Source organism: Enterocloster sp. (assembly GCF_057861365.1).
This window is the reverse complement of the sequence record NZ_DBMACH010000011.1, coordinates 30,820-46,278: the sequence shown is the minus strand read 5'-3', so window position 1 is coordinate 46,278 and position 15,459 is coordinate 30,820. Positions and strand designations below refer to the sequence as shown.

The window sequence follows — 15,459 nt, the reverse complement described above, 5'->3', positions numbered from 1 at the left end:
GGTCCCGGCTGCATCAGACTGCAACCGGGATTTTGTGCTCAAAGGGATGGAACTGGTAGTTTTCCAGTCGGAAACTGTCCGTGGTAAACTGATAGAAATCCTTCACTTCAGGATCCACCCAAAGCGTGGGGCCTTCAAAGGGCTGTTTTTTAATCAGTTCTTCTACCATGGGGATATGGCGGTCATAGATATGGGCGTCTGCGATCACATGAACCAGTTCCCCGGCCTTCAAGCCGCTTACCTGTGCAAACATATGAAGAAGCACTGCGTACTGGCAGACATTCCAGCTGTTGGCAGTGAGCATATCCTGAGAACGCTGGTTTAAGATGCCGTTTAAGGTATTCCCTGATACATTAAAGGTCATGCTGTAGGCACAGGGATAGAGGTTCATCTCAGAGAGATCATGGTGATTGTAGATGTTGGACATGATCCGGCGGCTTAATGGATTGTGCTTTAAGTCATAGAGGATCCGGTCTACCTGATCGAACTCCCCTTCTTTGTAATGGTGCTTTACGCCCAGCTGGTAGCCGTAGGCCTTTCCGATGCTTCCCGTTTCATCCGCCCAGGAATCCCATATGTGGCTTTTTAAGTCATGGATATTGTTGGACTTTTTCTGCCAGATCCATAAAAGCTCGTCTACAGCCGATTTAAACGCGGTTCTGCGCAGGGTGATAACGGGAAATTCCTTTGTAAGATCGTAACGGTTTACGATGCCGAAGCGCTTGATGGTGTGAGCCGGAGTCCCATCCTCCCATACCGGGCGTACCTCATGGTCTGTGTCCCAGACGCCGTTTTCTAAAATATCTTTACAGTTTTGTATAAAAAGCTGGTCTGCATAGCTCATAGATTGTATCCTCCTGATGGCAGTGATAGTATGTTGCAGTTCTGAGTATAGCAGATATGGGGCCGGGTGACAATATGGAGATATTTGAGTTTCCGCATTCTGCACCGCACCCTGGAGTCTGCTGTGCCGGGTTCCGGTTTCCAGTCATAAGAAAATCTAAGAGGCTGAATTTTTTCTAAAAGCAAAAACCATATCAAAAACTCGCTGCGCTCATACAGGTTTGATATGGCTTTTAACGAAAAAATTGATCCTCTAAGGTTTTCTAATGACCTCCAAAGTCACCCGGCACAGCAGGCTCCAGGGCGCACTGCAAAATGCGGAAACTCAAGGGAGATATCTCAAAACATTTACAAAACACAGGGAAAACGGTATACTGGGGACAGCATATTATGAGCAGAAGGAAAGGCAGGAAAGAGTGATGACACAGAAACGGATTCGGGATTATGGTATCATGCCGGGGCGGATAAAGACGGGAAAGAGGAATAAGATAACGGATGTTCCCGGAGTGCGGGTAGGACACTGTACGGTAAAAGAAGGAGAGATTCATACAGGCGTTACAGTGATCCTTCCGGGGCCGGATAATGCCTTTTTAAATCCTTATACAGCGGCCGCCTATGTGCACAACGGTTTTGGAAAAAGCTGCGGACTGATACAGATTCAGGAACTTGGTACGCTGGAAACTCCCATTGCCCTTACAAATACGCTGAATGTGGGGAAAGTATGGGACGCTGTGGCAGAATATGTGCTTAGGCAGTGTGAAAATGACGGTGCAGAGGCTTTAAGCATCAATCCCGTGGTAGGAGAATGCAATGACAGCCGCATTAACCGGATTTCCCTCAGGGCCATTGGGGCAGGGCAGGTAAAGAAAGCCTTTGACGCTGCCGGGGAAGATCCGGAGGAAGGGGATGTGGGAGCCGGAGCCGGAACAATCTGTTATGGCTTAAAAGGCGGGATCGGCACATCTTCCAGAGTCATAAAGGTGGGAGAGAAGGAGTATACCATCGGCGTGCTGGTTCAGTCCAATTTCGGGGCAACGGAAGATCTGATGGTTGACGGCAGACCCCTTGGACGGGAAATTCTGGAAAAGTATGGAAATGAAGCAGAGGATCCGGTGAAAAAGACGGCTTTTTCTGAACAGGATAAGGGATCCATTATGAGTATTCTGGCAACGGATCTTCCGGTGACAGACAGGCAGCTTACCCGTATCATCCGCCGTCTGGGAGTGGGGATTGCCCGTACAGGCGCCTACACAGGCCACGGAAGCGGGGAAGTGATGATCGGCTTTACTACAGCGAACCGTGTTCCAACGAAAGGGCTCCGAAGAGAAGAGGAAGAGCTTCGTACCCTGACTGCCATCCCTGAGGAGACCATCAACCGTGCATTTCTGGCAGCAGCAGAGGCAGAAGAGGAAGCGATTCTCAATTCCATGGCAGCGGCAGGGGAAACGAGGGGGCTGAAGGGGGAATACTATCGCAGCCTGAGTGACATTCTGTCCCAGGAGGGAGAAATTCATTGAATTCCTATAAGACGTTGATCCCGCGTATGACTTTACAGGAAAAGGCGGCGCTTTTAGGCGGCAAGGGAGAGTGGGAAACCAGGGATATTCCCAGACTGGGGATTCCTTCTATGGTGTGTTCCGACGGCCCCAGCGGTCTGCGCCGCCAGGCCGGAACGGGAGACCATTTAGGCCTGAATCCATCCCTTCCGGCCACCTGTTTTCCGTGCCCTTCCCTTATGGCCTGCAGCTGGGATCAGGAGCTGGAGGAAGCGATCGGAGCTGCCCTGGGGGAAGAAGCCGCAGATCAGGGTGTGGATATTCTTCTGGGGCCGGGATTAAATATCAAGAGAAATCCGCTCTGCGGCCGGAATTTTGAATATTTTTCCGAGGATCCCTATTTTTCCGGAAAAATGGCGGCTGCCTTTATCCGCGGAGTAGAGAGCCAGGGAATCGCTGCCTGCCCCAAGCACTTTGCAGTAAACAGCCAGGAGCTGCGGCGGATGACGATGAACGCGGTGGTGGATGAGAGAACTCTGCGGGAAATCTATCTCACCGGCTTTGAGACCGCAATAAAAGAGGGAAAATGCAGGGCGCTCATGACTTCCTATAATCAGGTAAACGGCATCTATGCCAATGAACATCCCCATCTTTTAAAGGAAATCCTGCGAAAAGAGTGGGGCTTTTGCGGAGCCGTCATTACAGACTGGGGCGGCTCGAACGATCACTGTGCCGGAGTGAAAAACGGTTCTTCTCTGGAAATGCCGGCTCCCGGCTTAAGCTCTGCCGCAGCGCTTTTAAAGGGAGTAGAGGAAGGCAGGATTACGGAACAGGATCTGGATGAACGGGTGGAAGAGATCCTGAACCTGCTCCCTGGACAGAAGAAAATGTTCAAACAAAATAAAATGCCAGAGAATTCTCCGGAGAGGGAAACGCTTTATGAAGCCCATCACCATCTGGCGCGCAGAGCCTGTGCAGAGAGTGTGGTGCTTTTAAAAAATGAAACGGATACCCTGCCTCTTAAATCCGGTACCCGGATTGCCGTAATCGGCGATTTTGCCTATGAATCCCGGTATCAGGGGGCCGGTTCTTCCATGGTAAATGCCTGGAAGGTGGATTCTGTAAAGGAATGTCTGGAAGGGGAGACGGGGCTTGAATGGAAAAAAATGGGAATCACTGTTTCCGGTTTTTCAAGAGGATATCTCCGGGATGGAAGGCAGGATGCAGCGCTGGAAAAAGAGGCTGTTGACCTGGCAAAAACGGCAGATCAGATCCTGTTTTTCTTTGGGCTCAATGAATCCTGGGAGACGGAAGGAATGGATCGCAGCCATCTTAGGATACCGGAAAATCAGATTCACCTTTTAGAGCGGCTTTCCCGCCTGGAGCTTCCGGTTGTAGGGATTCTGTGTACAGGAAGTGTGGTGGAAATGCCCTGGGAAGGCCATCTAAAGGCGCTTCTTTACGGAGGACTCTGGGGCCAGGCGGGAGCCGGCGCCGTTTTAGACCTTCTTTCAGGAAAATTAAACCCATGCGGAAAGCTGGCAGAAAGCTGGCCGGTGAAATACGAAGACACCCCGTCCTTTCAGTACTATCCTTCCAAAGAGAGAAATTCTGAGTACCGGGAGGGGATTTATGTGGGATACCGCTATTATGACACAGCAGGCGTTCCAATCCGTTTTCCTTTTGGCTTTGGACTGTCCTATACAAAATTTGACTACAGCGGTTTAAAGATCACACCTGAGGGGGTGTCCTTTGTGCTTGAAAATACAGGCAGCAGGGACGGCGCAGAGATCATTCAGCTCTATACAGGCCTTCCCGGAGCACGTATTTTTCGGCCCAAACGGGAATTAAAGGGCTTTTGCAAGGTGTTTTTAAAGGTTGGGGAGAAAAAAGAGGTGTTTCTTCCCTTTGATTCTATGACCTTCCGGTATTGGAACGGAAGAACCGGACAGTGGGAGAGGGAAGGAGGTTTTTACCGCATCAGCATTGGTTCCGGGCTTACGGATATCCGTCTGGAAGGGGAAGTTTTTCAGGAGGGAACCACAGACAGCCTTCCATGGGAGGTGAACGAGCTTCCCTCTTATGCTTCCGGCCGGATCCGGTCTGTGCCGGATGAGGAGTACGAGCGCCTGTTAGGCTGTCCCATTCCGGACGGAAGCTGGAAGGGGGAACTGGGGATTAACGATGCTCTCTGCCAGATGTATTATGCCAAAAGTCCGCTGGCAAGGCTGATATGCCGGATTTTAAAGCACCGCCTTGAGAACGCGCAGAAGAAAGGCATTCCTGATTTAAATACCCTTTTTCAGTATAATATGCCGTTCCGGGCCATGGCGAAGATGACAGGAGGCTGGATTTCCATGGAAATGGCCGAATCGTTAACCTATGCGGCAAACGGCCGCCATTTTTATGGTATCACTGGCTTTATAAGGGGATTTTTAAAAAACAGGCGTCTGGAGAGGCGGTATGAGCAGGCGCTGAAAGGTAAGACGGCGCCGGAGGATAAGACGGAACCGAATGTGGGAAACCCATGGAGCAAAGCCCATCCGCAGCTGTGGGAATTTATCCTGTTTAATCTTCTTTCCAACTGTGCTACCATTACTAATTTTGTGGTAATGTGGCTGTGTACAGGCTGGGTTTTTAAGGGGCTGGCAGACATTCCCTTCCGGTTTTTCATATTTGATTATGGGGAAGATGCATTGGGGATTTGCGGTTTTCTAAGCTTTCTTACAGCCACAGCTCTGGCCCAGATGGTAAATTTCTTTGTTCAGAAAAACTGGGTTTTCCGGTCGGATGCCGCATTTAGCAGGGCAGCGCCCCGATATATCCTGCTGGCAGTGTTTCTTGTGATCCTTTCGGCTGCCCTGCCGGCTTGGAGCCAGAAGCTTTTTGCAGGTTTGGGAGTCCCTGAAGCATTTGCTCCTACCTGTGCCAACGGGCTTAATATCCTGGCTCAGGTGGTGATCAGTTATCCTGCCATGAAATTCTGGATTATGCCTGGTCAGGCCTGTCCAAAGAAAAATAAGAAAAAAAGGAGAAAAAAATGATGCAGTTTGAGAAATATACAGAATATGCCGTAGAACAGGCAAAGAAGCTTTTAGCCATCGACAGTCCTTCCGGATATGGCTATTATGTGACGGAGTATTTATTAAAGGAGTTTGCCGCTTTGGGGATCCCGGCCCGCCGGACCATAAAAGGCGGAGTGATTGCTGACTTTGGAGGAAAAGAGGATGAGAACGGCATCCTTCTGGAAGCCCACTGCGACACCCTCGGAGGTATGGTTTCCCAGATCAAGGAAAACGGCCGCCTTAAACTGACCAATATCGGCGGCATGAAGCCTGCCAATGCAGAGGCTGAAAACGTGCGCATCATTACAAAGGGAGGGAACGTCTATGAGGGCGTCTGCCAGCTTGTCAATGCGTCTGTCCATGTGAACGGAAACTACGAAACAACGGAGCGCAGCTGGGATACAGTAGAGGTTTTAGTGGATGAATGTGTAAAAACAAAAGAGGATACCGTGAAGCTGGGGATCATGGCAGGTGATTATGTATGCTTTGAGCCGAGGACCAGGGTTACAGCTTCAGGCTATATCAAGAGCCGTTTTCTGGATGATAAGCTGTCTGCAGCGATCCTGCTGGCATACGGACGGTATTTAAAGGAGGAAAAGGTGGTTCCTGAGCGCCATGTATATGCGCATTTTACCATTTATGAGGAAGTGGGACACGGAGGCTCTGCTTCTGTGCCTGAAGGCGTTACAGAGGCCTGGTCGGTGGATATGGGCTGTGTGGGAGACGGACTTACCTGTACGGAGCATGAGGTTTCGATCTGTGCAAAGGACAGCGGGGGCCCCTACAATTATGAGGTTGTCTGCCGGCTGGTGGAGCTGGCGAAGGAGCATGAGATCGGCTATGCTGTGGATGTATATCCTCATTATGGCTCCGATGTGGAAACCACGCTCCGCTCTGGTCATGACATCCGCCATGCGTTGATCGGTCCCGGCGTTTACGCGTCCCATGGTTATGAGCGCAGCCATAAGGACGGCGTCTGCAATACATTCCGTCTGATCCAGGCATATCTGGGATAGGGAATATGAAAAAGGGAGGCTCCATATAATATCCAGAGGATAAAAAAGGAGCTTCTTTTTTTATGGACAGGCGCATCCTGTTTATTTTGATCATGTCGCTGGCTGTTCCCTATGGCTGTTCTATGGCTCTTTTAGGCACTTCTTTGGCAAAGCCCGGCGGGCTTAAGGAACAGGAGGCTCTTTCGGCTGCTTGGGCTTCTGATTCCCGGGAAAAACGGTCTTTTCGCAGAATCCGCATGGACATGGAAGATCCACCGGAAAAAACGGTAGATCTGGAAACGTATCTTCCCATTGTGGTGGCAGGACAGATTTCGGCAGAGTCTCATCCGGAGGCGATAAAAGCCCAGACCATTTTGGCAAGGACCTATATCTGCCGTCAGATGGAACAGATGGGTCTTGAGGAGGAAATACCGGAATCTTCTCTTGGACTGGAAAAAAATAGAAATAATCAGATGGAGCCGCTTTGGGGGACAGAAATTTTTCCTGAATATTACAGCCGGTTTGAGAAGGCAGCCAGAGAGACAGAAGGGGTTACGCTTACCTGGGAGGGCCATTTTATTGACCCTTTATTTACGCACACGACGACCGGTTTTACCCGTCCGGGAGATGAGGAACATCCCTATCTGGCTTCCGTATCCTGTGTCCATGATCCTGAGGAGGAGGGATTTGTGCAGGAAATGATCATGCAGCCGGAAGAGGCCGCAAAGCGTGTGTCCGCAATTCCGGCTGGGGATGGATCGTTTCGTACCATACCGCCGGAAGCATTTCCCGAACAGGTGCAGATTATTTCAAGAGACGAAGCCGGGTATGCACTGCAGCTTCAGATCGGGGGATTTCCCTTTAACGGGGAAGAAGTCCGCCTGGCTCTGGGCCTTCCGTCTGCCTGCTTTGAACTGAACCGTCATGGCAGTGATGTTCGTTTTACGGTCAGGGGAAGGGGGCATGGCTGGGGCTTAAGCCAGACGGAGGCTCAGGCTCTGGCAGAGGATGGATGGAGCGCAGAGGCAATTTTGGAATATTTTTATACAGGCATTTCATTTTCTTCTGAATAAGTCACCTAAATCCGGTAAGAATACTACCGAGGTGATAAAAAGATGAAAGAGAAAGTCAATCAGATGCTCAAGGATAAGCTGTTTCTCGTGATGCTGGTATTAGGACTGCTGACTATGGTAGCCGCAGCAGGAATTATGACCGTACAAAAAGGGAAAAACAGTGCCAATGACCCCATGCTCCATATGGCAGAGGAGAAAAATACGCCTACAGAGGAAGCGCTGCAGATGGCGGGCGCCAGTGACGCCAGAGAAAAAACACAGGAAGAAGACAGGGAAGAAACGGTTGGAGCCGACGCAGGGGAAAATCCCAATGAAGGGAATGATCTGCTTGCAGAGGCGAAAGAACAGGATGGGGCAGCAGAGGCAGGAGCCGGAAAGGAAGCGGCTCATGCATTGGCCTTAAACTTTACGGAATCCAGCCCCATGGTATGGCCGGTCCGGGGAAACGTGCTGTTGGATTACAGCATGGATCAGACAATCTATTTTCCCACTTTGGATCAGTACAAATGTAATCCCGGCATTGTAATACAGTCGGATGTGAGCGCTCCGGTAGCTGCTCCTGCCAATGCCAGGGTAACGGAAGTGGGAGTCAGCGATGAAATCGGAAATTATGTGGTCCTGGATCTGGGAAATGAGTACACCGCTGTCTGCGGACAGTTAAAGGAGATTTCTGCCGCAGAGGGAGAATATTTGGAAGCAGGCCAGACTTTAGGATATGTAGCCGAGCCTACCAAGTATTATTCCGTAGAGGGAGTAAATGTATTCTTTGAATTAAAGCACAAGGGGGAAACGGTAGATCCCCTAAACCACATGGAGTGAAGCCCAGCCTGTCCGGAGACATAAAACCGGGCGGGCTCTTTTCGTTTGAAGCTGAGAAAATGGGAAAGTTTGGAATGAATTTTATAAAATTTAAGAATTTGTTCATAGCACTTTCATGTCATTATTGTATAATAAATATAACAACGAAAAGAGGAGTGAAACAATGAACATATTATTTTTCCTTACTCCCAAGAGTGAGGTGGCTTATATCAATGAGGATGACACACTGCGCCAGGCCCTGGAAAAGATGGAGCACCACAGATATTCTGCCATCCCTATTATCAGTCGTACGGGCCGCTACATAGGAACGCTTACAGAAGGGGATCTGCTCTGGGGAATTAAAAATCAGTATCATCTGGACTTGAAGGGGGCTGAAAAGATCCCGATCACAGCGATCCACCGGCGTCTGGACAACCGTCCTGTAAAGGCAGGCGCTGATATGGAGGATCTGATGGGAAAGGCACTGAATCAGAATTTTGTTCCGGTGTTAGATGATCAGAAGTGTTTTATCGGCATTATTACCCGGAAGGACATTATCCAGTATTTTTATAAGAAGACCCAGCAGGCCCAGGAAGATGCAAAGGCATGCTGCGGATCGGGCTATGCAGAGAACAAGAAGCGGGATGTGGCTTCTGCTGTTGCATTTCAATCAGAGAAAGAACGAGCGAACGAAAAAACGATGTGAAAGTGCATAAAAACAAAAAAGACATTTTTTAAAGTTTGTGCACACTTTTGGGGGCGGATATGCTATTATAATAGACGTAACCCCCCCAATACATTATATAGTTTTGCTACACCCCATAAGAAACGAAATACCTTCTCCTGAAAAGACCGGTTCCCCGACCGGTCTTTTCGTTGTCCTGAAATGAGCGGTTATTCCGCTATTAAATATCTGAAAATTTTGTATTGACGGAATGAAGCCTTTGGTGTATATTTTATTACAATGCAGCAAAATGTAAGAGAGTGGCTGACAGATGTGTGTCTAATAAATACACTCCAAGGCGTATCTGCCGGTTTCAGATGAGAGTTTGTTCGGCTCAGCTGAATCTGCGATGCCCTGAGAGGAATATGAGGAGGAAATTATGAAGCCATATGCAGAGATGAGCAAAGAGGAACTGACGGCTCTTCGCAGAGAGCTGAAAGCAAAGTACCATGAGTTTCAGACCAGGGATTTAAAGCTGGATATGTCCAGAGGAAAGCCAAGCGTTGACCAGCTGGATCTTTCCATGGGTATGATGGATGTGCTCAGCAGCGACGATGATCTGACCTGTGAGGATGGAACGGACTGCCGCAACTATGGTGTTCTGACAGGTATTGATGAGGCCAAGGAACTCCTGGCAGACATGATGGAGGTAAATCCTTCGACGATTATCATTTATGGAAACTCCAGCTTAAATGTAATGTACGATACCGTTTCCCGGGCCATGACCCACGGTATTATGGGAAATACTCCCTGGTGCAGGCAGGATAATGTGAAATTCCTCTGCCCCGTTCCCGGATATGACCGTCATTTTGCTATTACAGAATATTTCGGTATTGAGATGATCAATGTTCCTATGACTTCTGAGGGTCCGGATATGGATATGGTAGAGCATCTTGTAGCTTCTGATCCGGCGATCAAGGGCATCTGGTGTGTGCCAAAGTATTCCAATCCTCAGGGATACTCCTATTCAGATGAGACAGTGCGCCGTTTTGCCAGACTGGAGCCCGCAGCGCCTGATTTCCGTATTTTCTGGGATAATGCTTATGGCGTTCATCATTTATATGACCACGATCAGGATCACCTGATTGAGATCCTGGCAGAGTGCAAGAGGGCAGGAAATCCCGATCTGGTATATAAATTTGCTTCCACTTCCAAGATCAGTTTCCCAGGTTCTGGTATTGCGGCAATCGCTACCTCTCATAATAATCTTGAGGATATCAAGGCCCAGTTAAAGAATCAGACCATTGGACATGATAAGGTAAACCAGCTGCGTCATGTGCGTTTCTTTAAGGATATCCATGGTATGGTGGAGCATATGAGAAAGCATGCGGATATTATCCGTCCAAAGTTTGAGGCAGTAGAAGAAATTCTGGAAAGAGAGTTAGGCGGTCTTGGGATCGGAGAATGGACTAAGCCCAAGGGAGGATATTTCATTTCCTTTGATTCTCTGGATGGCTGTGCTAAGGATATTGTGGCACGGTGCAAGAAGGCAGGCGTGGTGATGACAGGCGCAGGTGCTACTTATCCATATGGAAAGGATCCCCATGACAGCAATATCCGTATTGCACCAACTTATCCGCCTCTGGGAGATCTAATCGTGGCTACCGAGCTCTTTGCCCTGTGTGTTAAGCTTACCAGCGCAGAGAAGCTTTTAAAGGAAATGGAGCAGAATCCACAGCCTGTAAAGAAAAAAGAGGCAGACCAGCAACTGCCAGAGTAAAAATAAAACAGCTTCAGATACTAACAGGGAGTTCACCGTTTCGGCGGGGAACTCCCTGTGTGCGTGAATGACTGGTTCACGGATGGTTTTCCGGGCAGAGAAAAGCTGCAGGAATGACTCAGAAAGGAGCCGATTGATGGAAGAAGCGGGAGTTTATACTGGAAAATGGGATTTTGTTACCTTTTTTGTGGTTCCGGGAGCTACATTGTGGCTGGCTTGCCGGGAGGATTGGCTGGACAGTAATATCTCGGTCATCGGGAATAGTCCCGGTATGGAACTCTGGCTGTATGCCTGGGGGATGTTTGTCAGCAGCTACAGTTTTTTCTATATAAGATATCTGTTTTCTCTGGGCGGATATGAGGGCATTAAAGGAAGGGGATTTTTGTATACGGCCTGTATCCTTCTGGCTATATCCGTATGGATCCCCTATGATCCGGAGCATTTTCCAAAGGCCTCTTTACTCCATGTGATTTTTTCCTTTTCTTTTCCTGTTCTTTTATCCCTGTCCCTGCTTTCCTTTTTAAAAGAAAAGATCCGCTCAGATCCCAACCCGTTTCTTCCGATGCTCTGGCTGTTTGCAGAGCTTGCGGCAGCGGCTCTTGTACTGTGGTATGCCTCCGGCTTTATCACAGGCCTTTTGGAAGTGTATGTAACCACTGCCTTTTGTGGATATCTGGGTTTGGTTGAGCGGATCCTGGTGCATAACCAAAGATCATTCCCTGAAAACAGGGGAGATTAGAAGGTTACTTCCTCATCATAGAAGCAGCACTTTAACAGTTTTGCCATCTGCTCCGGATCGATGGATCTTGGGTTGGAGCCGGTGCAGGCATCGCCTACTGCCAGTTCAGCTACTTTTGGAAGTTTTTCCATAAATTCAGCTTCGTCGATGATTCCGCCTTCGTAATCCTTAATGCAGGCTGGAATGTCTAACTGCTCATTCATTTCGCGCAGGCGGGCGATCAGAGCGTCTGTAAGCTCCAGATCGGTGCTGCCGGCCAGTCCGATGAATTTTGCAATTTTTGCATATCTTTCGGCAGCCTCAGGATTTTTGGAATTGAATTTGATTACCTTTGGCAGATACATTGCGTTTGCACAGCCATGAACGATGTGGCCGCCGGAGTATGCGGCGCCTGTCTTATGAGCCATGGAGTGAACGATTCCCAAAAGAGCATTGGAAAATGCCATTCCGGCCAGACACTGTGCGTCATGCATCTTGGCACGGGCATCCATATCTCCGTTGTAAGATGGAACCAGATACTCGTTGATCATCTCAATGGCATGAAGTGCCAGCGGATCGGTATATTCGCAGTGAAGGGTAGAAACGTACGCTTCGATTGCATGAGTCATAGCGTCCATACCTGTATGAGCAGTCAATTTCTTTGGCATGGTAGCTGCCAGAGCGGGATCTACGATTGCTACATCCGGTGTGATGTTAAAGTCAGCCAGAGGATATTTGATCCCCTTTGCATAATCCGTGATAACGGAGAATGCAGTTACCTCGGTAGCGGTGCCGGAGGTAGAGGAAATAGCGCAGAACTTTGCCTTTGTGCGCAGGGTTGGGAAGCTGAATGGTGTGATCAGATCCTCAAAGCTTGTTTCAGGGTATTCATAGAAGGCCCACATAGCCTTTGCAGCATCGATTGGAGAACCGCCGCCTACAGCTACGATCCAGTCAGGCTGGAATTCTTCCATAGCCTTTGCGCCCTTCATAACAGTTTCTACAGAAGGATCCGGCTCAACTCCCTCAAACAGCTGAACCTCCATGCCTGCTTCCTGTAAGTAAGCAACTACCTTATCCAGAAAACCGAAACGCTTCATGGAGCCGCCGCCTACTACAACGATCGCTTTCTTTCCTGTTAATGTCTTTAATGCCTCCAGAGCATCCTTTCCGTGATACAGATCTCTTGGTAATGTAAACCTCATGAGTAAAACCTCCTGTGAAGAATGATATTTATTTAACAAACATAGAATATCACAGGAAAAGAGGTTCGGGTAGATATGAAAATGGAATACAGGTATGCCGGAATGGATATCCTTTATCAGCTTGTCCTTATCAGAACGGAGACTGTGAGGGAGAAGGGAGCGCTTAAATCAGTCCGAAAGCCGGCTTACGATGCGGTTCAGACTATGGATCAGTTCGGTTTCCGCCGAAGAGCGGCGGCTGCCCTTTCGAAAGATCAGAAGATCCCTGTGCAGATTTCCGGGATAAGCGCAGGGACGCTGGATCAGGCCTTCGGCAGACAGTTCGCTGTAGGGAATGGGAGAGGTCCACATATAGGCTCCGGGCAGACGGCGCAGCAGGGCAAACTGGCTTCCGCGGTCATAAACGGACACAGAACGGCTGGAATCGCCTCCTGTGGCTGAAGTTTCCTGGATTTCAAAGGAAAAAGAGGGATTGGAGGAATCGCCCTGGATGATTTCAAGAGAGCTTCCCAGATCCAGATAGGTCAGGCCGGATCTGCCTGCCAGAGGATGATCCGGAGCCATTAAAACCAGGGATGAAAATTCCCATAAAAGGCAGGAGTCCAGATTTTCATCCTGGAGCAGCTTTTTATAGTAAGGTTCATATAAAGCAGGACAGCGTGCGATCCCCAGATCAAATTCCTTGGAAGATACCAGCTCAATGACCTGTCTGGAGTTCGTTTCCATATAGTGGATATTTACCGGGGATTTGGTGTTGGCTTCACAGAGAAAATCCGTAAATGCACAGGTGATATATGTGGCTCTGGGGCCGCAGAACTTAAGCTCCAGAGCCTGTTTGCGGTTTCGGGCGCAGAGGGCTTCGATCTGTTCCTCCTGAGCCATGATGGTTTTGGCGTACCGGAGAAATTCTTCGCCCTTTTTAGTGGGAATCATGCCTCTGCTGGTCCGGTCAAAAATATCTTCTCCCAGCTCCCGCTCCAGTTCCCGTATGATTTTGCTTAAGTGGGGCTGATTCATATAAAAGTTCTGGGCGGCTTTGGTGATAGAGCCGGTTTTTTCTACCTCTACTGCGTATTTTAAATAGGAAAGATTCATGAGTCACCTGCCTTCTTTTAAGAGGAAGCCGTTGGCTGAAAAGGGATGATAGGGTTTGTTTTTGGAGTATAGCTGTCCGGCATTCCGTCTACGAACGGAGCATCGGAGGGAAGCGTTTCGGCTGGAGCAGGATCGGAAGAAGCCGGATGCTCAGGGCCTGTTTTGGTCTCATAGGGGGCAGCCGAAGGCGTTTGCTCCGCCTTTGAAGTTTCTGAAGAAGCAGTATTTCTGTGGATAACCGCAGCATGGCCTTTATAGGTCTTGGAATGATCCAGTATGCGTTCCCTTTCTTCCCCGTCTTTTGATATTACCTTATAGGTGTCCCAGCGGCTGCCGGGAACCGCTGCCTTTACCACCTTTTCTGTTCCGGGTTCAAGTGAAGGATCCTCCGCATATTCCGGTTCCGGAGGAGGCAGTTCCTCCACCTTTTCAGAATAAAGATCCCAGGAAACGCCTTCTTCCAAAACAGGGAGCCCATAGATGGATACAGTGGCTTTGCGGTCCGCATAGCTGGCCCGGATGCCAATGGGGGCACTGGAGGTGTTTACAAAACGGAAATCCGGCTGTTCCCAGCTGATGGCCGCATCCTGTCCAGGAGTCACATAGTTTGGCTCAAAGGTGTGAGAACGGCGGAAGGTAATTTCCATTCCCGCATTAAACGCTGCCCGGTACAGGGTACTGGAAATCTGGCAGACACCGCCTCCGATTTCCTGTACCACAGCGCCGCTGCTGTATGCAGCTGCTTCCTGATAGCCTTTTTCAGCCGTGCGCTGGCCCACTGCCTGATTAAAGGAAAATTCCTCGCCGGGCTGTACAATGGTGCCGTTTAAGGCCTCTGCTGCCAGCCGTACGTTTGTGTTGCGTTTTTGATTGCTGGTGGTTTCCGTAGTAAAGGCAGCGATGGTTTTGTACTGCTCTTTTGCCATGGCCTTGGAGAGAGGCGGGGCAGCGTCTGCGGAATGAACGGGGATTACTGCATCCAGCCGGTTTTCACGGATAGCGGAAAGAATATCCTCAGCCAGCCGGCGTTCATCAATTTCAATGCCGGAGCAGCCTTCGGTAAATATAAAGCTTCCTTTTTGTGGATCAAAATAATCCAGACCGCTGTTTTTAGGTGCAGTTTCCCACTTTTTTGCAAAGGTTTCTGCCTGGATTAAAATTTCCTTTTTTAATTCTTCGTTTATCAGGTTTGCAGGGGTAAGGGTCAGATCTCCGGACTGGGAGGAACGGCAGAGTGTTCCAATCCATTCCTTCAGCCGGGACGATAAAGGATTTTCCACAGCCAGCTGTTCTTCTCCATATTCTGCTTTCATGTCCCAAAGAAAAAGCTGGTTTAAGGCTTCAAAGCTCTCATCCGGGCTTAAGCCGTTCAGAGAAATGCCGTTGACCGTTACCGCAGGCGCGGTAAGCGAGGCATCTGTTTCAGAAAGCGAGGTTTCATGGCTGCCCGCAGCCGGTTTCCCTTTAAAATGGGAAATAGTGACGGCTGAGACAGCGGCTAAAAGAAAGATTCCCGCTCCGGCGGCAGACAGGGGAAGAAGGAATTTTCCCTTCTCCGTTTCAGATGCAGGCCGGCGGCTTTTTCTGGGGCCGCGGTAGGAAGAGCGGGAGGCTTTGTTTCGTCTGTGATCGTAATGGTTTGTCATTCTAAACTCCGGATATACATAGTTTTGATACCTGGCTGATTTTCAATCCGGTATCATATTATTCATATGTGAATACTGGGA

12 protein-coding genes are annotated in these 15,459 nt (G+C 49.2%); 8 read left to right on the top strand and 4 right to left on the bottom strand.

The genetic code is table 11. The features are described 5' to 3' along the window. Positions 1-13 precede the first annotated feature (13 nt). Positions 14-844 carry a thymidylate synthase gene (thyA, locus tag ACZM6M_RS12240; protein WP_337433214.1) on the bottom strand — a complete coding sequence of 277 codons (831 nt, stop codon included), beginning with the start codon at positions 842-844 and terminating at the stop codon, positions 14-16. A gap of 418 nt (positions 845-1,262) precedes the next feature. On the opposite strand from thyA, the gene ACZM6M_RS12235 reads away from it, so the two are divergent. The 8 genes from ACZM6M_RS12235 (at position 1,263) to ACZM6M_RS12200 (ending at position 11,453) form a co-directional block, all read left to right on the top strand. Next, positions 1,263-2,360, top strand: coding sequence for a P1 family peptidase (locus tag ACZM6M_RS12235; protein ID WP_337932812.1), 1,098 nt, complete (start codon positions 1,263-1,265; stop codon positions 2,358-2,360). Positions 2,361-2,386: 26 nt separating this feature from the next. Then, the gene (locus tag ACZM6M_RS12230) at positions 2,387-5,383 is read left to right on the top strand and encodes a glycoside hydrolase family 3 C-terminal domain-containing protein (protein ID WP_489490455.1); all 2,997 of its coding nucleotides are present in this window, start codon (positions 2,387-2,389) and stop codon (positions 5,381-5,383) included. Further along, a complete protein-coding gene (locus ACZM6M_RS12225) occupies positions 5,383-6,420 on the top strand; it encodes a M42 family metallopeptidase (protein WP_337433236.1) in 1,038 nt (345 codons plus the stop codon). The genes ACZM6M_RS12230 and ACZM6M_RS12225 overlap by 1 nt, the downstream gene beginning before the upstream one ends. A 62-nt stretch (positions 6,421-6,482) precedes the next feature. Further along, positions 6,483-7,472 carry a SpoIID/LytB domain-containing protein gene (locus ACZM6M_RS12220; protein WP_340276701.1) on the top strand — a complete coding sequence of 330 codons (990 nt, stop codon included), beginning with the start codon at positions 6,483-6,485 and terminating at the stop codon, positions 7,470-7,472. A gap of 42 nt (positions 7,473-7,514) precedes the next feature. Next, positions 7,515-8,291, top strand: a complete 777-nt coding sequence (locus ACZM6M_RS12215) for a murein hydrolase activator EnvC family protein (protein WP_418926313.1) — start codon at positions 7,515-7,517, stop codon at positions 8,289-8,291. A 163-nt stretch (positions 8,292-8,454) separates the two neighbouring features. Next, positions 8,455-8,976, top strand: a complete 522-nt coding sequence (locus tag ACZM6M_RS12210; RefSeq protein ID WP_418926314.1) for a CBS domain-containing protein — start codon at positions 8,455-8,457, stop codon at positions 8,974-8,976. A gap of 397 nt (positions 8,977-9,373) precedes the next feature. Then, complete coding sequence (locus tag ACZM6M_RS12205) at positions 9,374-10,714, top strand: aspartate aminotransferase type Ic (protein WP_417046146.1); 1,341 nt, start codon at positions 9,374-9,376, stop codon at positions 10,712-10,714. Positions 10,715-10,850: 136 nt separating this feature from the next. Next, a complete protein-coding gene (locus ACZM6M_RS12200) occupies positions 10,851-11,453 on the top strand; it encodes a hypothetical protein (protein ID WP_337932810.1) in 603 nt (200 codons plus the stop codon). Here the strand turns inward: ACZM6M_RS12200 and ACZM6M_RS12195 are convergent. The 3 genes from ACZM6M_RS12195 to ACZM6M_RS12185 form a co-directional block, all read right to left on the bottom strand. Then, the gene (locus ACZM6M_RS12195; RefSeq protein WP_066543641.1) at positions 11,450-12,637 is read right to left on the bottom strand and encodes an iron-containing alcohol dehydrogenase; all 1,188 of its coding nucleotides are present in this window, start codon (positions 12,635-12,637) and stop codon (positions 11,450-11,452) included. The genes ACZM6M_RS12200 and ACZM6M_RS12195 overlap by 4 nt on opposite strands. 168 nt (positions 12,638-12,805) lie before the next feature. Next, positions 12,806-13,732, bottom strand: a complete 927-nt coding sequence (locus ACZM6M_RS12190) for a LysR family transcriptional regulator (RefSeq protein ID WP_066543643.1) — start codon at positions 13,730-13,732, stop codon at positions 12,806-12,808. Positions 13,733-13,749: 17 nt separating this feature from the next. Next, positions 13,750-15,378, bottom strand: a complete 1,629-nt coding sequence (locus ACZM6M_RS12185; protein ID WP_489490450.1) for a VanW family protein — start codon at positions 15,376-15,378, stop codon at positions 13,750-13,752. Between the last annotated feature and the right edge of the window lie 81 nt (positions 15,379-15,459).